General features: G+C 55.8%; 18 protein-coding genes. 4 read left to right on the top strand and 14 right to left on the bottom strand.

What is annotated here, in order from left to right; all coding sequences use genetic code 11:
- Positions 1-17: 17 nt before the first annotated feature.
- The 4 genes from dnaE to NHF56_RS07220 all read right to left on the bottom strand — a co-directional run bounded on the left by dnaE (position 18) and on the right by NHF56_RS07220 (position 9,112).
- The gene (gene dnaE / locus NHF56_RS07235; protein WP_373456260.1) at positions 18-3,497 is read right to left on the bottom strand and encodes a DNA polymerase III subunit alpha; all 3,480 of its coding nucleotides are present in this window, start codon (positions 3,495-3,497) and stop codon (positions 18-20) included.
- Between the two features lie 439 nt (positions 3,498-3,936).
- Positions 3,937-6,987, bottom strand: coding sequence for an efflux RND transporter permease subunit (locus NHF56_RS07230; protein ID WP_252802924.1), 3,051 nt, complete (start codon positions 6,985-6,987; stop codon positions 3,937-3,939).
- On the bottom strand, positions 6,984-8,075 hold the full coding sequence (locus NHF56_RS07225) for an efflux RND transporter periplasmic adaptor subunit (RefSeq protein ID WP_252802922.1): 1,092 nt from the start codon (positions 8,073-8,075) through the stop codon (positions 6,984-6,986). Before NHF56_RS07225 ends, NHF56_RS07230 begins: the two co-directional genes overlap by 4 nt.
- Positions 8,072-9,112: an efflux RND transporter periplasmic adaptor subunit gene (locus tag NHF56_RS07220; RefSeq protein WP_252802920.1), complete on the bottom strand. Its 1,041-nt coding sequence runs from the start codon at positions 9,110-9,112 to the stop codon at positions 8,072-8,074. Before NHF56_RS07220 ends, NHF56_RS07225 begins: the two co-directional genes overlap by 4 nt.
- Before the next feature lie 219 nt (positions 9,113-9,331).
- Between NHF56_RS07220 and NHF56_RS07215 the strand changes: the two genes are divergently transcribed.
- The gene (locus NHF56_RS07215; protein WP_252802918.1) at positions 9,332-9,964 is read left to right on the top strand and encodes a TetR/AcrR family transcriptional regulator; all 633 of its coding nucleotides are present in this window, start codon (positions 9,332-9,334) and stop codon (positions 9,962-9,964) included.
- 84 nt (positions 9,965-10,048) lie between these two features.
- On the opposite strand, the gene NHF56_RS07210 is transcribed toward NHF56_RS07215, so the two are convergent.
- The 5 genes from NHF56_RS07210 to NHF56_RS07190 form a co-directional block, all read right to left on the bottom strand.
- On the bottom strand, positions 10,049-10,579 hold the full coding sequence (locus NHF56_RS07210) for a DUF1254 domain-containing protein (protein WP_252802916.1): 531 nt from the start codon (positions 10,577-10,579) through the stop codon (positions 10,049-10,051).
- On the bottom strand, positions 10,579-11,196 hold the full coding sequence (locus tag NHF56_RS07205) for a DUF1214 domain-containing protein (protein WP_252802914.1): 618 nt from the start codon (positions 11,194-11,196) through the stop codon (positions 10,579-10,581). Before NHF56_RS07205 ends, NHF56_RS07210 begins: the two co-directional genes overlap by 1 nt.
- A gap of 64 nt (positions 11,197-11,260) precedes the next feature.
- Positions 11,261-12,109, bottom strand: coding sequence for an SDR family oxidoreductase (locus tag NHF56_RS07200; RefSeq protein ID WP_252802913.1), 849 nt, complete (start codon positions 12,107-12,109; stop codon positions 11,261-11,263).
- On the bottom strand, positions 12,106-12,984 hold the full coding sequence (locus NHF56_RS07195) for an alpha/beta fold hydrolase (RefSeq protein ID WP_252802911.1): 879 nt from the start codon (positions 12,982-12,984) through the stop codon (positions 12,106-12,108). The genes NHF56_RS07200 and NHF56_RS07195 overlap by 4 nt, the downstream gene beginning before the upstream one ends.
- Positions 12,981-14,477: an NAD(P)/FAD-dependent oxidoreductase gene (locus tag NHF56_RS07190; protein WP_252802909.1), complete on the bottom strand. Its 1,497-nt coding sequence runs from the start codon at positions 14,475-14,477 to the stop codon at positions 12,981-12,983. Before NHF56_RS07190 ends, NHF56_RS07195 begins: the two co-directional genes overlap by 4 nt.
- A gap of 100 nt (positions 14,478-14,577) precedes the next feature.
- Between NHF56_RS07190 and NHF56_RS07185 the strand changes: the two genes are divergently transcribed.
- Together NHF56_RS07185 and lexA are read left to right on the top strand one after the other, a co-directional pair.
- The gene (locus tag NHF56_RS07185) at positions 14,578-15,777 is read left to right on the top strand and encodes a CdaR family transcriptional regulator (protein ID WP_252802907.1); all 1,200 of its coding nucleotides are present in this window, start codon (positions 14,578-14,580) and stop codon (positions 15,775-15,777) included.
- Between the two features lie 98 nt (positions 15,778-15,875).
- Positions 15,876-16,583, top strand: a complete 708-nt coding sequence (gene lexA / locus NHF56_RS07180) for a transcriptional repressor LexA (protein WP_252802905.1) — start codon at positions 15,876-15,878, stop codon at positions 16,581-16,583.
- On the opposite strand, the gene NHF56_RS07175 is transcribed toward lexA, so the two are convergent.
- A complete protein-coding gene (locus tag NHF56_RS07175) occupies positions 16,564-19,011 on the bottom strand; it encodes a ComEC/Rec2 family competence protein (RefSeq protein WP_252802903.1) in 2,448 nt (815 codons plus the stop codon). The two genes, lexA and NHF56_RS07175, sit on opposite strands and share 20 nt — an antisense overlap.
- A 303-nt stretch (positions 19,012-19,314) precedes the next feature.
- Here NHF56_RS07175 and gltA point away from each other — a divergent pair, with 303 nt between their 5' ends.
- Complete coding sequence (gltA, locus tag NHF56_RS07170) at positions 19,315-20,604, top strand: citrate synthase (protein ID WP_252802901.1); 1,290 nt, start codon at positions 19,315-19,317, stop codon at positions 20,602-20,604.
- Positions 20,605-20,637: 33 nt separating this feature from the next.
- On the opposite strand, the gene lpxB is transcribed toward gltA, so the two are convergent.
- Genes lpxB through lpxD form a run of 4 tightly spaced genes read right to left on the bottom strand, consistent with a single transcriptional unit; the run spans position 20,638 to position 24,193 of the window.
- The gene (lpxB, locus tag NHF56_RS07165) at positions 20,638-21,849 is read right to left on the bottom strand and encodes a lipid-A-disaccharide synthase (protein WP_373456259.1); all 1,212 of its coding nucleotides are present in this window, start codon (positions 21,847-21,849) and stop codon (positions 20,638-20,640) included.
- 12 nt (positions 21,850-21,861) lie between these two features.
- Positions 21,862-22,677 carry an acyl-ACP--UDP-N-acetylglucosamine O-acyltransferase gene (gene lpxA, locus NHF56_RS07160; protein ID WP_252802896.1) on the bottom strand — a complete coding sequence of 272 codons (816 nt, stop codon included), beginning with the start codon at positions 22,675-22,677 and terminating at the stop codon, positions 21,862-21,864.
- Positions 22,677-23,141 (bottom strand): 3-hydroxyacyl-ACP dehydratase FabZ, encoded by a 465-nt coding sequence (gene fabZ / locus NHF56_RS07155; RefSeq protein WP_252802895.1) that lies wholly within the window; start codon positions 23,139-23,141, stop codon positions 22,677-22,679. The genes lpxA and fabZ overlap by 1 nt, the downstream gene beginning before the upstream one ends.
- Complete coding sequence (gene lpxD, locus NHF56_RS07150) at positions 23,138-24,193, bottom strand: UDP-3-O-(3-hydroxymyristoyl)glucosamine N-acyltransferase (RefSeq protein WP_252802893.1); 1,056 nt, start codon at positions 24,191-24,193, stop codon at positions 23,138-23,140. The genes fabZ and lpxD overlap by 4 nt, the downstream gene beginning before the upstream one ends.
- Positions 24,194-24,196: the final 3 nt, after the last annotated feature.

Genomic DNA, 24,196 nt, shown 5'->3' with positions numbered 1-24,196 from the left:
AAGAGATTGATTGCGGCTCAAACCAGCTCGACGTCGAGAACACCATTCGTTGCTTTCATGGCCGCCGCGATTTCTGGTGAAATCCTGTAGCGGCCGGGCAACTCCACCTCGATTTCGCGCTGTCCTTCCTCCTTGATCACAATGAAAGACACAGTGCCGTCGCCCTTGGCATTCAGATGGTTTGCAAGCGAGCGTAAGGGGCCGGAGTCACGAACATAGACGCGCAAAGCCTTCTGCATTTCAACTGATTTCGCTTCCAGCGACTGCAGTGTTTGGATACGCAGGCCTATCCCTTCCGGCCTCTCGTCTGCGGTCACTGTCAAAACCAGCGATTTGCCCGGCTCCAGAAGATCACGGTATTGGTTGAGCATTTCCGAAAACAGAACGGCCTCAAACTGGCCGGAGGAATCCGAGAAGGTCACGATACCCATCTTGTTGCCGGTTTTCGTTTTCCGTTCCTGTTTGGAAACCACCGTTCCGGCCAAACGCCCCGCCCCGGCCCCTTGACGAACCGCCTGCGAAAACTCGCCAAAGGTTTGAACGCGCAACTTCGCGAGCAGCTCCCTGTAGGAATCCAGCGGATGCGCCGACAGATAAAACCCGAGCACCTGAAATTCCCGGAGAAGCTCTTCTGACGGCAAAAGCGGTGTATAGTCGGGAAGGCTGATCTTTTCCGGCCCCGTCGCTGCACCGCCGAACATGTTGAACTGCCCGCTGGAGCGTTCTTCACTGGCGCTTTGCGCATAGCCCAAGATGCGCTCGATGCCGCCCAGCAAGGCCGCCCGGTTTATTCCGAAACAATCAAGCGCACCGGCGCAGATCAGGCTTTCGAGAACGCGCCGGTTGATCATCTTCGGATCGATACGCAGGCAGAAATCCTCAAGCGAGGCAAACGGTTTATCACCACGCACAGCAACGATATGTTCCACGGCGGCGTCACCAACACCCTTCAGTGCGGCCAGCGAGTAATAAATCCGGTTCTCGCCCGTCTCGAAATGACGGAACGATGTCTGCACGGACGGGGGAATGACCTCAATGCCCAGCCGGTTCGCATCCTGGCGGAAATCGTTCACTTTCTCGGTGTTGGCCATATCAAGCGTCATCGACGCTGCGAGAAACTCGACCGGGTAGTGCGCCTTCATGTAGGCGGTCTGGTAGGATACGATCGCATAAGCCGCGGCGTGCGACTTGTTGAAGCCGTAATTTGCAAATTTTGCCAACAGGTCGAAAATCATATCCGCCTGTGGCTTGGAAACGCCGTTGGCGACTGCACCGTCCACGAAGCGCGCCCGCTGCTTGTCCATTTCCTCCTTGATCTTCTTGCCCATCGCGCGGCGCAACAGATCGGCCTCGCCGAGCGAATAACCGGAAAGCACCTGCGCAATCTGCATCACCTGTTCCTGATAGACGATCACGCCTTGTGTCTCAGCCAGCAGGTAATCGATCTTGGGATGAATGGAGGCGATTTCCTCTTCGCCGTGCTTGCGCGCATTATAGACTGGGATGTTTTCCATCGGCCCCGGACGGTAAAGCGCCACCAGTGCAATAATATCCTCGATGCGGTCAGGCCGCATGCCTATGAGGGCCTTGCGCATGCCCGCACTTTCCACCTGGAACACGCCCACAGTCTCGCCTCTGGAGAGCATTTTGTAGGTCAGTTCATCATCCAGTGGAAGACCGGCAAGATCGATCTTGATGCCTCTCTTGGCCACGAAATCAACGGCTGTCTTGAGCACGGTCAGCGTTTTCAGACCGAGAAAGTCGAATTTCACCAGCCCCGCCTGCTCAACCCACTTCATGTTGAACTGGGTTACCGGCATGTCCGAGCGCGGATCGCGATACATTGGCACAAGCTGCCAGAGCGGGCGGTCGCCGATCACGATGCCGGCTGCGTGCGTGGACGCGTGTCGATAAAGGCCTTCAAGCTTCTGGGCTATGTCCAGAAGACGGCCCACGACCGGCTCTTTTTCGGCCTCTTCAGCAAAGCGCGGTTCTTCTTCGATCGCCTTGTAGAGCGGCGTCGGGTTGGCGGGATTGTTCGGCACCAGCTTGCAGATCTTGTCGACCTGGCCGTAAGGCATCTCCAACACGCGACCAACGTCACGCAGGGCCGCACGCGCCTGCAACGACCCGAAGGTGATGATCTGCGCCACCTGTTCACGTCCGTACTTCTTCTGGACATAACGGATGACCTCGTCACGCCGGTCCTGGCAGAAGTCGATATCGAAGTCAGGCATCGATACACGTTCCGGATTGAGGAAACGTTCGAACAGCAGCGAAAAGCGCAACGGATCGACGTCCGTTACAGTCAACGCATAGGCAACCAGCGAGCCGGCACCCGAACCACGGCCCGGCCCCACCGGAATACCATGCTCCTTGGCCCATTTGATGAAGTCCGAGACGATCAGGAAGTAGCCCGGAAAACGCATGCGCTCGATAATCCCGAGCTCAAATTCCAGCCGCTCCTGATAATCTTGCTCGGTAAAGCCTTCAGCAAGACCGAGATGCGATATTCGCGCCCTCAGACCGTCGACTGCCTGCCGGCGCAGTTCCGCAGTTTCGGCCCGTTCCGCCTCCTCCGGATCATCAGATGCACCCGTGAAGCGCGGCAGGATCGGCTTTCTGGTCTTGAGCAGGAACGAACAGCGTTTGGCAATCTCGACCGTGTTCGCCGTGGCCTCCGGTAAATCTTCGAAAAGCGCCATCATGTCTTTCCGGCTCTTGAGATAATGATCGGGCGTCAAGCGGAAGCGGCGATCATCGGAAACAATGGCATTATGAGCGACAGCCATCAAAGCATCATGTGCATCAAAGTCGTCGGGCTTCGGAAAGAACGCCTCGTTCGTGGCAACGAGCGGCAAATCGGCATCATAGGCGAGTGAAATAAGCGCTGCCTCGTGGCGCCGGTCATAACCCGCCTGCCTTTGCAGTTCGACATAAAGCCGGCCCGGAAAAACAGACGCAAGCGATTGCAAGGCCTCACGCGCAAGCTCGGAATTGCCGGCGCGCAAAAATCTGTCCACTGGCCCGGAGGACGCCCCCGTCAGGCAAATAATACCATCGGTCCCCTCTTGAAGAGCGGCGAGCGAAACACAGGGTTCTTCATTGGCCTCACCCTGCAGATAGGCCCGGCTGACGAATTCGACCAGACGCGCATATCCGCCTTCATCCTCGGCGAGCAGAACCAGAGACGGCTTCTTCTCGAGCGTGGAACTGCCTCGTCGATCCCCCTCCTTTGCATATCCCATATCAACCGAGAGCTGACATCCGATAATCGGCTGCACGCCATCGCCAACAGCCTTTTGCGCAAATTCAAGAGCAACAAAGAGATTGTTTGTGTCGGTAATCGCAATCGCCGGCTGGTCATCGGCGACCGCAGCCGCCAGGATCTTCTTCAGAGGCAGCGCACCCTCCAGAAGCGAATAGGCGGAGTGAACCCGAAGGTGAACGAAGCCCGGACCTTTTTCGCCCGAACCGTCTGCCTGAGTATCTGTCACAATTTCCGCCATCTATACGCCCTCGCCTAACACATGCGAGTCGCCATTGTCCGCGTGATTGCAGCCAAGTCCAGACGGAACCCGGAACAAACCGAATTCCGGTTGTCCAGTTCACAAAATTAGAGCGCCAGAACGATAACCGAAAGCGAGGCGATGAACAAAGTTACAGAGGCAAAAGCTGCTGCGTCGCGCAAAACTTCAAGCATTTCTATCTCCTTTTCCTATATTGATCCCTTTTTGTTCTATTTTTGTTTTCCTGTCAACGAAAAAATCCCCGCCACCTGTGATGTCCAGTTTCACAAGGAAGCTGACGTCTTCGGTCTGAGGCTATAACGCTTTTCAGGAGAACGGATTTCCGAAAACCGAAAGCCCAACGCCAAGCAGCGCGGCGTCGGGGTCTCAACGGGATGATCGTGTTGCAGACACGCCACCGCCTGTCTCAGGCTTCCGGGCGGATGCGGTAAACACCAACATAAAGAGCAGGCAGGAATAGCAGCGTGATCAGCGTTCCAATAATGATGCCTCCCATCATGGCGTAGGCCATCGGTCCCCAGAACACTTCGCGCGCAATGGGTATCAACCCGAGGCTTGCGGCAAGCGCAGTCAGCATGATTGGCCGCAATCTGTGCAGTGTGGCGTTCACGACAGCATCCCAGGGCGCCTCACCGGCTTTGCGCAGATCCTCAATCTGAACAATGAGGATGACCGAGTTGCGGATGAGGATGCCAATGAGTGCAAGGACCCCCAGGATCGCCACGAAGCCGAGCGGTGCGCCGCTTGGCAGCAGAGCTGCGACAACACCGATCAGTCCAAGCGGGGCAACCGCCGTCACCAGGAAAAGGCGTCCGAAACTCTGCAGTTGGATCATCAGCACCGTTGCCATGATAAACAGCATGACGGGTACAACGGCGATAATGGGAGCCTGGGATTCCTCACTGTTTTCCACGACACCGCCCGTGTCAACATGATAACCAGCTGGCAGCGAAGCCGCAAAGGCGTTCACCGTGGGTGCCAGATCTTGAACCACATTCACGGGCTGGCGGTCACTCTCCACTGACGCGGCCACGTTGATCGTCGGCAGGCGATTGCGCCGCCAGATCACAGGCAGTTCGTCCGTGTATTCAAATCTGGCGATGGACGACAATGGAATGGACACACCGCTCGCATTCGGCAATTGCAGGTTTTCCAGAGTGTCGATCGACATGCGCTCTGCCTGCTGCGCCCGCACCTCGACATTGATCAGATAGGTGGCATCGCGCAATTGCGTGACCGTCATCCCTCCGACGACACCATTGAGAGCCGTGGCAATGTCTTTGGAGCTGACACCGAGCTGATGAGCACGATCCTGCAGAACATCGACCTTGACGACACGGCTGGTGCTGCCCCAATCATAGACAATCTTACCGAGATTGGGATTGGCCTGAAGCTTGGTTTTCAGCTCCATCGCATACTGTCTGACCTTCTCCTCATCCCTGCCGCTGACACGATATTGAACGGGCCGCCCCACCGGAGGACCAAGCTCCAGCAATTTGACCAGCGCATCCGTGTTCGGAAACCGGGTATCCAGATAGTCCTGAAACACCCTCTTCAGCCTGTCGCGCACCTCGATATTCTTTGTGATAACCACGACTTCGCCGCGAAACGGCGCCGCTGGAGGAACATCGACGGTCAACACAAAACGCGGCGCTCCACTCCCGACATAGGTCGACCAATGTTCCACACCCTCATTGCCCTGGAGCATTTCCTTTTCGAACTCTGCGATCTGGGCATTGGTTTCATTGATCGAAGCATTTTGCGGCAATGTGAAATCGATCAACAACTCAGTGCGTTCTGAGGAGGGAAAGAACTGCTGCTGAACGAACGTCATCCCATAAAGTGATACCGCAAAGACCGCGACCGTGACGGCCACCGTCAACCAGCGGAACTGCATGCAAATGATCAGGACACTTTTGAAACCGCGCATCAAGAAGGATTGGTGACCCTCCTCATGATGTTTCTTCCATTTTTCGGGCAGAATGGTCACGCCGATCAACGGCGTGAAAAGAACGGCGACAATCCACGAAATCAGCAGCGAGACCGATATGACAACAAACATTGTGAATGTGTATTCGCCGGCAGCGCTACTGTTGAGCCCGATCGGAATGAATCCGGCTGCCGTTACAAGCGTGCCTGTCAACATGGGAAACGCAGTTGAAGTGTAAACAGCGGTGGCAGCTTTCCTGAGAGGATCACCGGCCTCAAGACGAGCGACCATCATTTCAACGGCAATCATCGCATCATCGACCAGAAGTCCGAGCGAGATAATCAACGCACCCAGCGAAATACGCTGAAGAGTAATACCGGTATATTCCATCACCATGAAGGTCAGCGCGAGAACGAGCGGAATGGCGATCGCCACCACCACGCCAGCACGCATGCCAAGGCTGACGAAGCTGACGATCAAAACGATCACCACCGCCTCGAAAAGCGCTCTGGTGAACCCCGAAACCGCATCTTCGACCACCGCCGGCTGGTCCGCGACGAGGTGGATATTCACGCCCACCGGCAAGGTTTGTTCGAACGCCTTCAGCCGCTCGTCCAGCGCCTTGCCGAAGTCGAGCAAATTGGCCCCGGGCTTCATGCCCACCGCCAGCGCAATTGCACGCTGACCATTGAACCGGAAAAGGCTTGTGGGCGGATCCTCATACCCGCGGGTCACCGTTGCAACGTCACTCAACCGGAAGAACTGATCGTTGATATGAAAATTGATATTTCTCAAACTGTCTTCAGATGAAAACTGTCCCGTGACGCGAACGGCAATCCGCTCGGGGCCGGAATCCAGCACACCCGATGGCGTAATCGCGTTTTGCTCTTGCAGCGCTGTCAGCATCGCCTGTTGATCGAGACCAAAAGCGGCCAGCCGGCGGGGCGAGAACTCGAGATAGACCACCTCATCCTGTGCGCCCAGAATATCAACCTTGCCGCTATTGGGCAGAGAAAGAACCTCCGAGCGGGCATCTTCCACGTAATCCAGCAATTGCCGATAGCTCAACCCGTCACTTGTGAAAGCGTAAATATTTCCGAAGACGTCACCAAACGTATCCTGATAGAACGGCCCGATGACACCTTGCGGAAATGTCGCGGTAATGTCGTTGATCATGTTGCGGGCACGAAACCATACATCCTGAACGTTGCTCGACTTCGTGTCCGCCAACAGATTGACCATGATGGTCGATTTGCCGGCCATCGACATGGATTTGGTATAATCCAGTTCGGGCAGTTCCTGCAGCTTCTTCTCGATCCGGTCGGTCACCTGATCGGTAATTTCCTGTGCCGTGGCGCCCGGCCACTGCACCTGGATCACCATGGTCTTGATGGTGAATGACGGGTCTTCTTCCCGTCCGAGATTGACAAAGGAGAATGCGCCCGCAAGAACGGCCACCAGCATGAAATACCAGACGAGCGAGCGGTGATCGAGCGCCCAGTCGGAAAGATTGAATGACTTTCTCATTGATCTAAGCTTTCTAACCGCGAGACCTTCTGCCCGTCAGTCAATGAATGAATTCCTGCAATGGCAACGGCATCGCCGGCATGCACGCCGTTGAATATCTGGTAATAGCCCTTACCCCTATCCTCGCCGTCCACTGGGACTTTCGAAACCGTGCCGGTCTCTTCATCCAGTTTCCACACGAAAGCCTTGGCGTTTTCGAGAAGAATCGCATTGGAGGGGACAATCATGGAAGGTTCTGACAGTGTTTCAGTCGCTGACACTGTCACTGTGGTTCCTATGCGAAAATTTTCGGGCGGGTCGCCCAGCGATATTTTGACCCTCACCGTATGTGTGAGCTTATCTGCGTCGGGGGCAATTTCCCGCACTGTGCCAGTGACGGCTTTATCAGGCTGCAGGACAGTCGCGACGGAAAATGTATCGCCCGGCTTTATCAGCGCCTGCACATCCTCGGGCACATCAACGACAGCATCGCGCAAATCCAGCCGCGCAATGGTGATCGCTGGCGCGCCGGCATTTGCAGTTTCTCCGATTTCGATATTCACTGCAGTCACGATGCCATCATAGTCGGCCACCAGCGTGGCATAGCCCATTTGCTCACGCGCCTTTTCCAGCTGCGCGTTGGCACTTTCCAGTTGGGCATTGGCCGCTTTCAGATTTTCGGTCGCCGTATCGAGTTGTGCGGGGCTTGCAAATCCTTCTTCAGAAAGAAGTCTGGCCCGCTCTGCAACCGCTTCAGCATTCGTAACCTGTGATTTGGCGCTGGCGACAGCCGCTTCAGCCGAGCGGACGCCCAGTTCAAGCTGTTTGGTATCGAGCACCGCCAGAATGTCACCCTTGCGCACAATATCGCCCGTGTTCACATTCCTGGCCAACACCTGACCAGGAACCCGGAAGGCCTTCTGGGTGGAAATCTGTGCCTCGACTGTGCCAGGAAAAGCAATGGGGAGCGGAGTAAATGCCTTCACTGTCGCCGTCAGCACAGGACGTGCCTTGGCCTCTTGGAGAACATCGCCCTGCTCTTCGCAGCTTGAAAGGCTGATGAACGCAACCAGCCCTGCCAGACATCCGGCTACTTTGTAAGCTTTCATGGCTGTTCCTTTGAAACGGTCACTTCAAGACCGGGGCTCAAAAACGGCGTCCCACCACTCACAACAAGGTCGCCGGTCTCCAGTTGCCCGGTCACCACCGCCTGATCGTGGCTGTAAAAGAGCGCTTCAACTGGTTTCGGCGAAACTGTATGTGTCGACGCATCGAAAACCCAAACTGCGGCCTTTCCGGCATAATTCGACAGCGCCGAAGGCGGCAGCACAAAGCCGTGTATCGGTTTGCTTTCAACCTCGCCGGTCACCGGTGCGCCGAGATTCATACTCTCTGGAGGATCAATCAGATCGACCTTCAGCCGCACTGTGCCCGTGTTGCGGTTCACCGTGGGGGAAATCTCCGCAATCTTGGCCTTGGCGACAACGGACGGATCGGATGCCAGAAAAACCTTGGCGTTGTCTGCATTTGCCGCAGTCAGCACCGCCTCGGAGACATCGAACACTGCTTGACGCCGATCGTTTGACGCAATTGTCATAACAGGCTGGCCGGCCTGCACGACCTGACCGACCTCGGCATTGGTGCCAACGACCACGCCGTCTGCCCCCGCTTTCAAGTCGGCATAGGATCGATTTTCCCTGGCAATTTCCAGCTGGCTTTCGGCAATCGAAAGAGACGCCTTTGCCTGGTCTACGGCCTTTCCGGCATTGTCCAGTCCCGAGCGGGTCGTGAAACCCTTTTCAAAGAGAGATTGCAAACGATCAAGGTCCGATTGCGCGAGGCTGAGACCGGCGGCGGCTGACGCAACATCAGCCTCAGCTGCCGTAACGTTGGCATCCAGTTCACTTGTCCCAATCGTCGCTAGCAAATCGCCGGCCTTCACCCGATCGCCCGTCTGCACATGGCGTGCCGTGATTGTACCACCCACGCGAAAGGATATGTCGCGAGACATCGCGGCTTCGACTGTGCCAGTGACGCGCAAGGGTCGAACGGCATTGCCTTCTTCGACTCTGGTCGCAATCACGTTCAGCGTGTACTTGTCAGGGTTGGCGTCCTGATTGCTGTCGTCACCGCAGGATGAGACCAACAACGCCACCAACGGTAACGCGCCCAACGTCCAAAGCCGGCCTTTTTTTGGAAAAAAGGCTTTTGCCATTCTATTTACCCCGCGAATTCTGAACAATTGAAAGGAGCATAATACGAAAACACGACACTTGTTACCTGCCATATAAATTTGACTGACGCGTTAGTCAATGTTTTAGTGCGCCCAACTCTCCATCGAACACTTACGGCATGAGACTGACCAATGAAAGAAACAGGCAAACGCAGCGCACAGCGCACGCATCGCAGACGGGAAATTCTCAATCTTGCCTTCGACGAGTTTGTCGCCCGTGGCTACGCGGGCGCACAGCTGGAAAGCGTTGCGGCGAAAGCCGGCATCACCAGAGGAACCATCTACTTTCATTTCAAGTCCAAGGAAAATCTGTTCGAGGAAGTCATTCGCCACGTCGTACCGCCGGATATCGAATCGCAAGCCGATAGAATCACAAGATCGAGTGCCAGCGCCATTGAAAAAATCCGCACCCTGATGCGTTTTGTTTATGAAACGCTGGTAGAGGACCCGCGCCACCGCGACATTGCAAAGCTGATTGCAGCAGAAGGCGACGCATTTCCCGAACTGCTGTCACAATATGAAACCGCTTATCTCACCCCGATTATTGAAAGTCTGCAAAACGTGCTTGATTCCGGCATGGCAGCGGGCGAATTCGCGCCCGCCAAGGCCCGGTATCTTGCTGAAATCATAGCAGCCCCGGCTTTGACGCTGGCCCTTCACTACGGACTTCTCGGTAAACTCGGCCCACCCATCGACGCCAAGATCTTTCTGGACGAGCACCTGAACCTCATTTTGCCCGGCTTGATCAGCGGAATGCATGTCTGACTGTCCAAGCTCATCCATTTCCCGTGATATTGAGAGAACATGGGCTGGGTGTTGCACCAGCCCCGTTATGTTTTGCGCCATGATCTACTGTTTCAAGGGCGCGCACACGCTTTGCGAGACAAGACTTGCGCTTTCCTCGAAGAGCGGCGCTGTCGGCGCAAGGCGTCGAACAAGTGCCACGACTTGATTGGAATGCACCTGCACCGGTTCACCAGCCTCGATGGTGGGCATATCCCCCTTGTAGACCGTTATCGACAGTGTGCCAGATCCCATCAAAGACCCAACATAAGCATTGTCCGTGTTGCCATCAAAAACGGAAAGCGAGCCGTAGTTGTCAGCTTTGGGTGCCGATATCTGCATCGGTCCGTCGGATAGGTCGATCAGGCACAGCGCATAAGATAGATCCGGTGAGGCGCGCACCACCGGCTGAACCTCCGGTTCAACACGTGGCGCAGCATACCAGGTATTGAACTTGACCCCTTTTGACTCCAGCAACGAAATTGCCTTGTCCTCGATAATATAGGGCAATGCAAAGAGGACGAGAAAATGGGTTGCCGCAAAGGCTGCCACAAAAATAACGAACCCAACGAGTTTCTTGCGAGCAAAGATATTCATCACTCCGCCTCCCCCTGACATGAAAGCTTGCTGATCTTTGGCCCAATGAGATGCTGCTCGGGCTCGGCGAGAAATTGCGGATCGGGTTGATAGATGCGCATGGTCACGTCAAAGCTCCCCGCATTGCGTGTCGATATCCAGCTTTCTCCGTCCTTCTCCGGCTGACGAGATGAAAGTATGGTAGACCAAGGCCCCTCCGAACCACCAGACGCAGCAGCATTAGTCGCATCAAATGTCAAATGCCCGTCATCGTTCTTTGGCAGGTAACCGGTTCTGTCATAGACGGTAAAAGACCACCATTTTCCTGGCAAAGGCCCGGTCTCGAGCCTGTAGTCGCACTTCTCGGTCAGCCTCTCGCCTTTCTCATCCTTTGCCTTGATGAAATAGACTGCTTCCGTGCGGCGAAGCGCAAAGAGGCCGTAGAGCGCCACCCAGGCGCGGGTGTATGGGTCGGCCGCCTCGGTCCCAATCAGCCAATCGCTTCGCCAACCATTGACATTGACCTGGTGACCCCACCCTGACACGCCGGTTTGCAGTGTCAGATAAAACACCGCAGCCACGCCGCCACCCAAAGCGCCGACAATGGCACAGGCAGCCCAAATGAATGCATATCTCATAACGCCCCTCTCCCTATTTTCTCTAGTCTGTCCGGCTTAGGCTCGTTCCGGCCAGAAATGATATTCATTTGCCGAGAGCCCGCCGCATCGCTGCGACCACGAGCCTCGGATAGGCTTGCGGCAAAGCTCGAACCAGCCAGTCAAGAACAACTGCCTCGCGCGTGATGACAATGCGCGAGCGGCCACGCTCCACCCCGTTCAAGATGATGGACGCAGCCTTCTCCGGCGACATTTTCAGGAGTTTCTCGTTGTAAAGTCGAAGCCGCTCTTCTGCTCGAATTCGCTCATCATCATCAAGAACTTCATCCTTCGGCTGCGCAGAATTGGCGATGTTGGTTTTCACCCCGCCCGGATGCACGACAACGACATGCACGTTGTGATCGGCCATCATCATTTCTGCTCGCAACGTCTCGGTGAATCCCCGAACCGCAAATTTGGAGCCGCAATAGGCTGAAAGCTCAGGCTGCGCCATCAATCCGTTGAGGCTTGATATATTGACAAGCGCACCCTCTCCACTTTCGATCAGAAGTGGGAGGAAAACACGTGTGCCATTGACGACACCCCAGAAATTGACATTCATTACCTTTTCAAAATGCTCAGGCCGCATCTCCAGAAAAGGCCGTGAACCAAGCGTGGTGCCGGCATTGTTATAAAGGTGGTGAACAACGCCATAATGCCACTTCACCGCTTCGGCGTATTCGGCAAAGGCCGATGCATCACCAACATCAAACGTACTGGCAAAAGACTCCGCACCGATCGTGCGCAGCATACGGTCGGTTTCGTCAAGACCAACAGGATCAATATCCGAAATGGCAACTCTGGCACCGCGTTCGGCAAGCCCCAGCGCCAAGGCCCGCCCGATCCCGGATCCGGCACCGGTCACGACCGCGACCTTTTCTCGAAAGACACTCAAGACGCGCGCTCCGTATTCTCCAGGATCAGTCCTGCCAGACGATCGGCGAAACGGTCGGCAATGTCATGCCCGGCACCCTGCAATATAACCATCCGCGCACCTTTGATGGCTGCGGCCGTTGCACGTCCTCCGCTTGGGTGAACCATCAAATCGCGATCACCGTGCACCACAAGCGTGGGCGCCTTGATCCGGGCAAGCGCTTCGGTCCGGTCGCCGGATTTGATAATGGCACCGATCTGTCGGGCAACACCCGCCTCAATATCGCCAACTGAACGATCCCAGGCCTTAGAGGCATAATCGGTGAGACGGCTCCTGCTTGACGGATATTTGCGCCCGCCAATGAGGCTCATCATATCCGCGAAAGCGCGGGCCGAAGCCTCACGAGAGGAAGAACGCCCCTTCATCAACTGCAGCATGGTGCGCATTGACGGCTGCCCAACGCGCCGCGCGCCCGTAGTGGAGAAGATCGAGGTTAAACTCAGCACCTTGTCGCCATGATGGCTCGCCAGGGCTTGTGCAATCATGCCACCCATTGACATGCCAACGATGTGAGCTGCTTGAATATGAAGGCTATCGAGCAGCAGCATGACATCGTCCGCCATGTCCTCAATGCGATAGCATCCATCCGGTGCCCGCCTGAGCATAATATCGAGCTTGCCAGGAACCGGCGTGTCCATGAAAGAGGATTTTCCGACATCGCGATTATCAAAAACAATGACCCTGAAGCCCCGTTTGGTCAAAGCATCCAGAAAGGACTGAGGCCAATAGGTCATATGCAGAGCCAAACCTGCAATCAGCACAAGAGGTTGGCCTTCACCAAACACGGAATAGCAGAGCCTCCTCCCGTCCGGCAGCGTACAGAATTCCTCCTTCATGCTGCCGCCTCTCGTTTGGAATTCGACGGCGGCGGAGAAAAATGCATATCCGCATCATCAATTCGACCCCGCTTGAAAAGCGCCGCGTCGCTAAAGTAGCTAAACGACATCACCCAGGGGTAGCCCTCGCCCTGTCGGGGCAGTCCGTCGACGGCGCGCTGAATATATCCTGCCCCGAAATCGAGCAATGGGCGCGTCTTCAATTGTCCGTCCGGTCGCTTCGCAACAGCCGACGCATATCCATTCTCACCCATATATTTCAGGAGCCGGCAGAGATAGGTCGTCAATAACCCGATCTTCAACGTCCATGATGAGTTCGTGTAGCCGATCGCAAAACTGAAATTGGGTACCCCATCAAGCATCATACCCTTGTAGACAAGCCGCTCCGACGCTTGCACCGGCTGACCATCCACCGTCAGCGAATATTTTCCGAACACCTGCACCTTCAAGCCGGTTGCCGTGATGATGATATCGGCAGCCACCGCTTCGCCCGACGTCATCCGGATACCGGTTCTGGTGAAACGGTCGATTTGCCCGGTCACAATGGAGGCTTTGCCTCCGCTTAAGGCCTTAAAAAGGTCGCCGTCGGGCACCGCGCAAAGCCGCTGATCCCAAGGGTCATAGGGCGGGTTAAAATGCACATCGATCGGATAATCGGCAGGCAGGTTGCGGCGAACCATGCCGCGGATCAGACGCCGCGCAGCATTGGGGAAGCGCTGGCAGAAGACGAAAAACCAGCGTTGTCGCAAAATCTGCCGCCGTCGTGAAATTGCATAAACCCATCTATTGGGCAAAAATCGCTGCAAGATCGTGGCCAAAGGGTCACGCGCTGGAACGGAAACCACATAAGTCGGCGTGCGTTGGACCTGGGTTACATGCGCGGCTTTTGCAGCAAGTGCCGGCAACAAAGTCACAGCCGTCGCGCCGCTGCCAATCACCGCGATGCGTTTACCGGCATAATCGAGGTCTTCCGGCCAAAATTGCGGATGGATGATTTTGCCTGCAAATTCGTCCTCACCGGGAAATTCCGGCCTGTATCCCTCAGCATAGTCATAATAACCGGCGGCTGAAAAAAGCCATCTGGCATAAATGACTGATCTGACACCGGTAACACTGTGCTCCACAGTCACCCGCCAGCAGGCCTCCTCGCTTTCCCAATCAGCCGCGATGACTGCATGGTTGTAGCGAATCTTCTGCTCCACGCCGTAACGCTGCGCAGTGTCGCGCAGATAAGCCAGGATTGCCCCTCCATCGGCGATCGCCGTGTCACTTTTCCAGGGCTCGAAATCGTAACCGAAGGTGAACAGATCAGAATCGGAGCGAATGCCAGGATAACGAAACAAATCCCACGTGCCCCCGGATACATCGCGGGCTTCCAAAATGAGGAGGCTCTTGTCCGGGAGATCAAGCGTGAGTCGACACGCGCAACCAATCCCCGAAAGCCCCGCGCCTATAATGAGAACGTCCAGCGGCGTCTCGCTCGTTCCATTCATATATCTCGTTCTCCTCACTCCGATCACGATCCAGATTGACATTCCGCAATCTCTTAAAGAAGATGCATATTGCACCATTCATTGACATTGGTTGGACAAAATGCACCAGACAACGCCCGATATACTGGAAATATTGCGGTCAGGTGCGGGGCGTTGCCTGGAAGCGCCGGAAGACTGGGTGGCGGACATCGACGCCGCTACAATCGGCGCTCTCGGCACAGATGATCCAGTGACCATCGCTTTGGTTTGTCAGGCGAACCGCAACAACATCGCCCATTGGGCAATGGCGACATACAACGCGCCCGGACAGCCCGTGCCGCCCAATCTGGGGCCGGAAATGTTGCGCGTGGCGCGTGAACAAGCGCGGCTCGGCGTGGATGATCTCGCCCTCAACGCCTATCGTGCCGGGCAGAACGCCGCCTGGTTGCGCTGGATGGATCTGGTCTTTGAACTGACAACGGATGCACAACAGCTGCGCGCGGTCCTCGATATCTCTGCGCGATCGATCAGTGCGTTCCTTGATGCCACTATTGCCGGACTGACCGAGCGCATTGAGCGCGAAAAAGTTGAGCTTTCGCAAGGATCTGCGGCTGAAAAGCAGGCAATGGTTGACACCATCTTAAAGCGTCGCCCAGTCGATCCGCGCCAAGCATCGCGCGTTCTCGGCTATCGGCTGGAGACACGCCATTCTGCAGCAATTCTGTTTGGTCCACCCGAGACCAGCGACACCGCTGCACTCAATCAGGCCGCAGTACGATTTGCACAGGAATGCGGCGGCGCATATCTGTTGATTGCCGCCGACCACGCCACATGCTGGCTGTGGCTGACCCGTCAACCGACACTGCAGATGGCCGAGGCAAACTGCCCGCCAGGTCTGCGCCTTGCGATCGGACCTGCAAGTTCTGGAATTGAGGGCTTTCGCGAAAGTCACGAGACCGCACGGCTTGTTCAAAGCTTTCTGGCATCAGCACCCGCTGCAAGGCGCGTCGCCGACTACGAGACCGTGCGTCTGATTTCGGTCATCACCCCGGACAGGCGCCTTCTGAAACGCTTCATCAACGACACACTCGGCGATCTCGCCAAAGCAAACCCGTCTACCAGGTCAGCCCTTCTCGCCTACTTGAAAGAGGGCTCCAATATTGCCGCCACAGCGGAAAGATTAGGCGTACACCGGAACACGCTGATGCGGCGAATCGGTCGTGCCGAAGATTTGCTTCCTGGACCACTCGATGAAAAACGTTTTGAAGTGGCCATAGCTCTTGAGGCGATGGACTGGCAGGGCAACGTCGCAATCCCTTAGAGCTCGGGGCAATATCGAACCCATTTCGCACACTTGCAGAACGTAAAAAGAACATATAAAGTCCGTTCTGGATTTGTTTCCCGATTCTGAGGTGATATATGTTGACGCGCAAACAGCAGGAGCTGCTGCTATTTATCCACGAGCGGATGAAGGAGACAGGGATTCCGCCTTCTTTTGACGAGATGAAGGAGGCGCTGGATCTTGCGTCGAAGTCCGGTATCCACCGGCTCATCACTGCGCTTGAGGAACGCGGCTTCATTCGCCGGCTGCCCAATCGCGCCAGGGCGCTTGAAGTCATCAAGCTTCCCGAAGCCTATTCCTCGAGCCTTCAGCCGCGGCGCGGGTTTGCACCAAGCGTCATTGAAGGCAGCCTCGGCAAGGCACCGCCCCCGCCTGTGGTGAATACGCCAAACGAAGACACATCCGTTGCCGTACCCGTTATGGGGCGCATTGCTGCCGGTGTCCCGATTTCTGCAATCCAGAACAATACGCATGATATTTCTGTGCCCGCTGAAATGCTGGGCAACGGCGAACATTACGCTCTGGAAGTGCGTGGCGATTCCATGATCGAAGCCGGCATTCTGGACGGCGATACGGTCATTATTCGCAACACTAACAATGCAAATCCGGGCGAGATCATCGTTGCCTTGGTCGATGATGAGGAGGCAACGTTGAAACGCTTCCGCCGCAAGGGCGCCTCCATCGCTCTGGAACCAGCAAACCCCGCCTATGAAACCCGCATATTCGGGCCTGATCGGGTGAAAATACAGGGCAAACTCGTCGGCCTCATTCGCCGTTATCACTGAGAACATACTTGGCTGGCGGATCGAACCGTCCGCTTCGCCAGTCGTAGAGCCGGTGGCTGTTCCATTCCCTGGCTTGTTGTCCAAGTGCGGTCTCAAAGAGAATTTTGGCTCTTTGAGGGCCGTCAGCATGATTTTGTTCGCGATTGTCGATGCGAATTGCGATCGAGCCGTTCCGTCGCAAGACATTTCGGTCCAGCAGATATGCACCTGAACGGCACTGTCGAAAGCTGTGTCGCCAGGGCGATATCACAAGATCAGCATGGTCACAGGCAAATCCAACCTGTTTGATATCTTCAATTTGGATCACCGTGATGCCCCCCGAAAGCCGCACCACGCACCATTTTTCTGCAAGACAATGGAAGCTGCCGTTTGGAAGGTCTTCCGGCAAACTGTCAGTATGCGTGCTCCAGCCCGCAAGCTCCGCGATATCGCTTGGCTTTTCCAATGTTTCCAACCCCAGGGCCCGCGACCACTGGTCGGTGACAAAACCGGATGCCTTTGTATTGCTGAGAGCCAGTGAGCTGTCGCCGACAACGGCGGCGAGCGTTCCATCCTCGTAGACAATCAGGTCCGGCGCGCCCGACCCTCCGATGCCGAATATGCCGAGTGCCGCCGCGCCAAGATAGACTGCCAGGCAAGAAATCGCAGCAGCCCTGCTTCTGAAGAGGCAAGCTGAAAAAAGTGCCGCGCAGCCGAGAACAAGAAGCCATTTCGAAACATACCCGATCGTCAGACCGCCTCCCAGCTCGGAAACCCAATTTGCGATCGTCAAGGTGAGTTCCAGTCCGAAACCAAGAGCGTGCAAAAACGGCCACTCAAGACCGAAGGGCGCTGCAGCAAGGCTGAGGAGTGCTGCAGGCATGGCGACAAAGGAAAATACCGGCATAGCAAGGACATTGGCCAAGACCCCGTAAGCGGGCAGCGTGTTGAAGGTCGACGCCGCCACCAAAGCTGTTGCCCCTCCACCTATGACGGAGGTCAGCGCCAATCCTCCAAACAGCTTCAGCCCGCCGGATGCAAAACCGCTAAGCGCTCCCCTACCCGCTGAGATTTCCTTGGGCTCTTCCTTGCGGCGCCAGGCACCGTAGCCGGCAATTAACGCAGCCGTCGCCGCAAAAGACATCTGAAAACCGGGCGTCATCACCGACGATGGCGTCACAACGATGATGAACAACGCCGCGATCGCCAGATTTCGCAGGTTAAGCGCCTGCCGCCCAGCGACCACTGCCAACAGCATCACGGTCAACATGATATAGGCCCTGACTGCGGAGATTGGCGCCCCCGAAATGAACAGATAGATCGAAGCCGCTACAATCGCCGCAGCAGCGGCAATCTTCTTGACCGGAAAGCGTTGTGAAAAACCTGGGAACAGGGCAAGCCCCGAACGCAAAAGCCAGAAGAACATGCCCGCAGCCAGCGCCATATGGAGCCCGGAAATCGCAATGATATGCGCCAATCCACTCAGCCGCAGCGCATCCAAGGCACTGTCGCTCATGGCGCGCCGGTCATTGACGATGATTGCTGTCGCGAAGGCAAGCACATCGCCTGAAAGAACAGAACGCAGTCTCTCGGTAATTGCCAGGCTGAGTTTGGCCTGGGCTTGAAGAATGCTCGCACCCAAGCGGGCTTCAGATGACTGTTCCGCATCTTTCAGCCCAACGGGATAACCGTAAAAGAAGCCAACGGCACCAATGCCTTCAAAATACGGGCCGAAAGCAAAATTGTAACCGCCAGGCAGAACCGGGCCAGAGGGTGGAGAAAGGCGCGCCGGGCCGGAAATGATGTCACCCGGTAGAACCTTTTCTTTCGGCGACAACCCGGTCAACCGAACCTGCCTGGGAGGTCGTCGCAACACTGGGTCGCGAATGGACAGGATTTCCAGCGTATAGCGTAAACGCCCGCCTCGCGCTGGTTCAAGGTCGATAATCCGTCCCGTCACCTGCGCAGTGACCGGACTGTCGAGCATGATCGTATCTTTTCGCGCAGTCTCCATATCGGCCAATACTGCACCCAGAGAGAAAGCCGCGGCAAGCGTTGCCAAGACATGCAGCAGACGGCGCTCACAAAGTGCAAAGGCCGCCAGCGAAAACACAAGAGCTGTCGAGAACGTCAGATAGCGGGAAGGAGGATAGTCCCTTGCAAACCAGAACGCAGCCCCGAATGCCAGAAACAAGGGAAAGAAGAGGAAGAGCCGCCCAAACGCTTGCTCCTCCACCAAGATGCTTTCGAGATTCCTTAGCTTTGGCAGAGATACGTAAAGGCCCAACCTGATCGCCGGTTTTTTCTCCAGCGGCACGGCAGTTCTGTCGATCTCTTCGACCGGATTTAGAAATGCCTGCGCTTCACGAACAGCGAGAGTGCCTTCAGGGCGTTCTTGCACATACGCTTGCATGTCGTCAGACTGCGTTTGCCCTGCCTTGAACGCCACTCCGGTTCCCCAACCTGAAAACCCGCCATTCATCTAAGCATGGTTCTTTAATCCAGGGTTGTAAAGACACATATAGGCGTCCAAGCCTCGACACGTTGGCACCTAAGCCGCTATAGACAAACGGATGCGACTGGTGAGAAAAACAACCGCACTTGAAACGAAAATGCGCCGCCAAATTGACGCAATGCACAATTCACCGTTTGGAGAACTTGGCAGCGCGGTATAAATAATATAGCAAAATGAGCATCATCTATGCGGTTCGCCGTCAAAGGCGGACATTTCAGCAAATTGCCGGAGGACACGATGACCGACCAGAAAGCGGCTCTAAATATCGATGGAAAAGACCTTGAACTGGACGTACGCGAAGGGACGATAGGACCGAGCGTGATCGATATTGGTGCGCTGTATAAGAACACCGATATGTTCACCTACGATCCGGGTTTCACCTCAACGGCATCCTGTGAATCGAAGATCACCTATATCGACGGCGACCAGGGCGTCTTGCTTCATCGGGGCTACCCGATTGACCAACTGGCCGAGCATGGCGACTTCCTCGAAGTCTGCTATCTCCTGCTTTACGGCGAGCTGCCGACCAAGGCGCAGAAGGAAGATTTCGACTACCGCGTCAGCCATCATACAATGGTGCATGAGCAGATGAACCGGTTCTTTACCGGCTACCGCCGTGACGCGCACCCGATGGCAGTGATGGTCGGCACGGTTGGCGCGCTCTCGGCGTTTTACCACGACTCAACCGACATCACCGACCCGCATCAGCGGATGGTTGCCAGCCTGCGCATGATTGCCAAAATGCCGACGATTGCGGCGATGGCTTATAAATATCATATCGGCCAGCCTTTCGTTTATCCGAAGAACGATCTGGATTATGCGTCCAACTTCCTGCGCATGTGCTTTGCTGTGCCGTGCGAGGAGTATGTGGTCAATCCGGTTCTTGCCCGCGCCATGGACAGGATTTTTATCCTCCATGCCGATCACGAGCAGAACGCTTCGACCTCTACTGTCCGTCTTGCAGGGTCGTCCGGCGCAAACCCATTCGCCTGCATTGCTGCCGGCATTGCATGCCTCTGGGGTCCTGCCCATGGCGGTGCAAACGAAGCGGCACTCAACATGCTTTCCGAAATCGGCTCTGTTGACCGCATTCCGGAATTCATTGATCGTGCAAAGGACAAGAACGATCCATTCCGACTGATGGGCTTTGGCCACCGCGTTTACAAGAGCTACGATCCGCGCGCCAAGATCATGCAGAAGACCTGCCACGAAGTTCTCAACGAACTGGGTGTCAAGGACGACCCGCTTCTGGAAGTGGCGATGGAACTGGAGCGCATTGCTCTGACCGATCCCTATTTCATTGAAAAGAAGCTCTACCCGAATATCGATTTCTATTCCGGTATCACGCTGAAGGCGATGGGCTTCCCCACCACCATGTTCACCGTGTTGTTCGCACTTGCACGCACCGTCGGCTGGATTGCACAGTGGAATGAAATGATCGAAGATCCGCATCAGCGTATCGGTCGTCCGCGTCAGCTCTACACCGGGTATGACGCACGGGATTATCAGCCGATTTCCAAGCGCTGAGATCAGTCCCAAAGTCACAATAAAGGCCGGTATCTAGCCGGCCTTTTTCTTCTCAAGAAGCTTGTGCACCGCCTTTGCTGCGGCAAGCCCCGAAGGCTCGTCCAGCCACATCTTTTCCCAGATGTTGCGATAACCTTCCATCATCGCATCACGATGCAGTGATCGTGAATCGGAAAGCCTGATGGCCCAGCGCGCCAGACGGTCAGCACGCAGTGTCAGGTCAACATATTCGGGAACAACGGGAAAATCAGCAACGAGGTTGGGTATCGCCGCCGACCAGATCTTGATGCGGTGAGCCAGAAGCGGCGTCAAGAAATCGGTCTTGTAGATTGAGACTGCTGGAACGCCTGCCATCGCCAGTTCAAAGATCACTGTTCCAGATGTCGCAATTGCCGCGTCAGCCTCCGCAAATGCATCATATTTGAAGGTTTCGTCCGTACTCCATTCCGGCTTGACCGGCCAGTCTGCAACGGTCGCCTCAATCAAGCTTGCTCTTGCCGGAACGGTCGGCATCACAAAACGTGCGTCTGGATAACGTCGCGCAACCTCCATAGTGAGAGCCGCAAAATAGGGTGCCGTTCGCTTTATCTCCGAAGAGCGAGAACCGGGCAGCAACAAAATCGTGCGTTTGCCACCATAAACCTTTGACTTTCGCCTCTCCCGCACCTCGGCCAGCGCCGGATCGCAAGCCAGTCGATGCCCTACATAAACCGTTTCGGGACCGCCAAGACGCTTCATGGCTTCGGTTTCAAATGGCAGCAATGCCAGCACCAGATCCACATAGGCTTTCATCTTCGGCGCGCGATACTCCTTCCAGGCCCAGACACTAGGACAGACATACTGGACAACAGGAAGATCAGGCAGGGAATCGCGGACAATTTTCGCAACGCGATGTGTAAAGACCGGGCTGTCGACAATCAAAAGAAGATCGGGTTTTTCGCGAATGATGTTCTGCGCCGTCTGCCGCACACGCCCCAGAAGCTTCGGCAAACGGGCAAGAATTTCCACATAGCCCATGATTGAAAGTTCGGAAAAATCAAAGAGCGAGCGAAGCCCCTGCTCTTCAAGCTTTGGACCGCCGACGCCAATAAGTTCAATATTGCCGACGAGCGAGCGCAGCGACGCAATCAACTCAGCCCCAAGCAGGTCACCAGAGACTTCACCTGCGATCACCGCCACTTTGAGTGGCTTATTCACGTTTTCCTCCCCAGTCACGTCAAAGTATCCTTCAGTAGGCACCGCCATCAATGGCCGCTGTTATCCTTTGGAACGGCGTTTGGGAGAAGAAAGAGAACGCTCGGCATCCGCCGCAATAAAATCGAGAATATGCATTGCCTCGGGGCAATCGAGATAGTCGCCGCGTATGGCAGCCGCATTCTCGCGGATAGACCCATCGCCCTCGAAAATCGACTTGTAGGCGCGTCGAACGCGGTGGATCACCGGCTTTTCCACACCTGCTCGAGACATGCCCACCACATTGAGCCCGCCAAGGATGCCTGGATTGCCGTTCAGCATACCATAGGGGATGACGTCATAGGCAACGGCCGACAAGCCACCGATAAAGGCATGCCGCCCGATGCGGGTAAACTGGTGAACAGCCGCGCCTCCTCCCAGAATCGCGCGGTCTTCAACAGTGACGTGGCCAGCAAGCATAACGTTGTTGGAGAGGATGATGTGATTACCCAGGATGCAATCATGCGCCACATGCGAGTAAGCGAGAAACGTGTTGCCGTTGCCGACGACCGTTTTGCCGCCATATTCCTTGGTGCCGGCATTCATGGTCACGCCTTCACGGATGGTGCAATTTTCGCCCACCTCAAGCGTGGTTCCCTCAATACTGTGGTGAATGCTCTGTGACTGCCCGCCGATCACGGCGGATGGAAAAATTCGTGTCCCGGCACCGATGGTTGTCCGCCCGATCACCACGACGTGGCTCATGAGGTGAACATTCTCACCCAGAACCACATCCGGCCCGACATGGCAGAAGGGACCAACCGTGCAACCGGCACCAACCACGGCACCGTCTTCCACGCATGCAAGCGGATGAATTGTCGCCTTAGCCCCAGCTGACATTACGCATCCCTGCCGCGCATCATCGCGCCAATGTCACCTTCGGCAACCAACTGCCCATCCACCTTGGCGTCACAATGAAATTTCCAGATATTGCCCCGCTGTCTTTGCTTGGTCACATGATATTCCAGACGGTCGCCCGGGACCACCGGCTTGCGGAAGCGCACGTTATCCACAGTCATGAAATAAACGAGATTCGTTTCCCCGCCGCGGACGCGCGCGCATATGGCACCGGCTGTTTGCGCCATGCCTTCAATGATCAACACACCCGGCATGATCGGCTGCTCGGGAAAGTGGCCTGTGAAATGCGGCTCGTTCACCGTGACGTTCTTGATACCGACTGCGGAATTGTCCCCATCAATATCGACAATCTTGTCAACAAGCAGAAACGGATAGCGGTGCGGCAAGAGTTTCAAAATCTCCATGATATCGACCGCGTCGAGAGCCGTTTTTTCAGCTTCACTCATTTGTTATCCCCGCTCTTCTTTCGACCATTTGCTCTTGCCAATATCTCAGCCGTTTCCCGAAGGAAATCCTTGATTGGCCGCGCTGGCAAGCCCCCATACACTTCGCCCGCAGGAATATCTGCAGCCACACCGCTCAAACCTGCAATCTGTACGCCATCACCGATCCGGATGTGACCGTTCAAACCGGCTGCACCACCAATTTGGACACCATTGCCAATAACCGTGCTGCCGGCAATCCCGACCTTGGCGGCAAATGCACAATGCATGCCGACCTTCACATTATGGCCAATCTGAACCAGATTATCGATCTTGGTGCCGGCACCAATTACGGTGTCATCCATGGCGCCGCGGTCGATCGTTGTATTGGCACCGATTTCCACATTATCCTGGATGATCACACGCCCAATCTGCGGCAGCTTGAGCATACCAGCGGAACCCGGCGCGTAACCGAAACCATCCAGCCCGATGCGCGCTCCATCGTGAATAATGACATTGTCACCGAGGATGCAGCAACGAATGCTTGCGCCTGAAGCAATAGTGCAATTCCGGCCGATTGAAACGCTCTGCCCGATCGTTGCTCCGACACCGATATGACTGCCCGCACCGATCGATACATCTGCACCGATCACCGCAAACGGCTCGACAACAATGTTATTCTCAAGTTTGGCGCTCGGATGTATCGAAGCCTTATCGGAAATAGCGGTCTGGCCGCTCACGACTTCCGGCTTCATGGCCTGCGGATGCAAAGCCGCTCCGGCGCGTGCAAAAGCAGCTTCAGCATTGGACGAAACCAGCGTGGGTATCCCCTCGGGTACAAGAGATACGAGGGCCGGCGCACAAATCACCGCCGAAGCGTGGCAGGTTTCCAAATCGCCCTTGTTCCGCCGAGAGCGCAGAAAACATATCTGGCCTTCCACGGCACGCCCAACCGGCGCAATGGAATGGACAGTGGCATTGGCCGCCTCGGCGCTGGAAAGTTCAGCCCCAATCTCAACGGCTAAATCCCCAAGCCTTATGCCGGCGTGAGGTGGAAAAAAGTTTTTGCTATCCATGGT

Source organism: Rhizobium sp. L1K21 (assembly GCF_024055895.1).
Classification (GTDB): Bacteria; Pseudomonadota; Alphaproteobacteria; order Rhizobiales; family Rhizobiaceae; genus Ensifer_A.
This window is presented reverse-complemented; position numbering and strand designations above follow the sequence as displayed.

Bases quoted from the DNA above. Each gene is read 5' to 3' on its own strand.
- NHF56_RS07230 (WP_252802924.1), bottom strand. From the start codon at position 6,987: ATGAGAAAGTCATTCAATCTTTCCGACTGGGCGCTCGATCACCGCTCG.
- NHF56_RS07225 (WP_252802922.1), bottom strand. From the start codon at position 8,075: ATGAAAGCTTACAAAGTAGCCGGATGTCTGGCAGGGCTGGTTGCGTTC.
- NHF56_RS07215 (WP_252802918.1), top strand. From the start codon at position 9,332: ATGAAAGAAACAGGCAAACGCAGCGCACAGCGCACGCATCGCAGACGG.
- NHF56_RS07210 (WP_252802916.1), bottom strand. From the start codon at position 10,579: ATGAATATCTTTGCTCGCAAGAAACTCGTTGGGTTCGTTATTTTTGTG.
- NHF56_RS07205 (WP_252802914.1), bottom strand. From the start codon at position 11,196: ATGAGATATGCATTCATTTGGGCTGCCTGTGCCATTGTCGGCGCTTTG.
- NHF56_RS07195 (WP_252802911.1), bottom strand. From the start codon at position 12,984: ATGAAGGAGGAATTCTGTACGCTGCCGGACGGGAGGAGGCTCTGCTAT.
- NHF56_RS07190 (WP_252802909.1), bottom strand. From the start codon at position 14,477: ATGAATGGAACGAGCGAGACGCCGCTGGACGTTCTCATTATAGGCGCG.
- NHF56_RS07185 (WP_252802907.1), top strand. From the start codon at position 14,578: ATGCACCAGACAACGCCCGATATACTGGAAATATTGCGGTCAGGTGCG.
- lexA (WP_252802905.1), top strand. From the start codon at position 15,876: ATGTTGACGCGCAAACAGCAGGAGCTGCTGCTATTTATCCACGAGCGG.
- gltA (WP_252802901.1), top strand. From the start codon at position 19,315: ATGACCGACCAGAAAGCGGCTCTAAATATCGATGGAAAAGACCTTGAA.
- lpxB (WP_373456259.1), bottom strand. From the start codon at position 21,849: ATGGCGGTGCCTACTGAAGGATACTTTGACGTGACTGGGGAGGAAAAC.
- lpxA (WP_252802896.1), bottom strand. From the start codon at position 22,677: ATGTCAGCTGGGGCTAAGGCGACAATTCATCCGCTTGCATGCGTGGAA.
- fabZ (WP_252802895.1), bottom strand. From the start codon at position 23,141: ATGAGTGAAGCTGAAAAAACGGCTCTCGACGCGGTCGATATCATGGAG.
- lpxD (WP_252802893.1), bottom strand. From the start codon at position 24,193: ATGGATAGCAAAAACTTTTTTCCACCTCACGCCGGCATAAGGCTTGGG.